We start from the raw sequence: 229 nt of genomic DNA, 5'->3' as shown, positions 1-229 counted from the left end.
GAGCTGCCGCTGCCCAAGGGCCTCTCCACCTCCACGTTGGAATCGGTCAAGGACTTGATGAGGGCACGGCAAGTGCCGGTGTCCGCCAGCGAGGTGATGGATGCGCTCGGCATGTCGCGCGTGACCGCCCGACGATACTTGGAATACCTGGCCGACGCCGGCACCGTCACCAGGGCACCGCGGTACGGTACGCCCGGACGGCCCGAAAACGAATACAACTGGAACCGCG

Annotated in this window: 1 protein-coding gene; it reads left to right on the top strand. The window is 65.9% G+C overall.

Translation table 11 applies throughout. From position 1 onward, the window contains the following. Positions 1-229, top strand: a 229-nt coding sequence (locus tag SB772_RS46355) for a FaeA/PapI family transcriptional regulator (RefSeq protein ID WP_410839313.1), incomplete at both ends; no start/stop codon positions are given.

This window comes from Paraburkholderia sp. SIMBA_030, from assembly GCF_046535245.1.
Lineage (GTDB): Bacteria > Pseudomonadota > Gammaproteobacteria > Burkholderiales > Burkholderiaceae > Paraburkholderia.
Note: the sequence above shows the minus strand (reverse complement) of the source record. Positions and strands in the feature narration are given on the sequence as shown.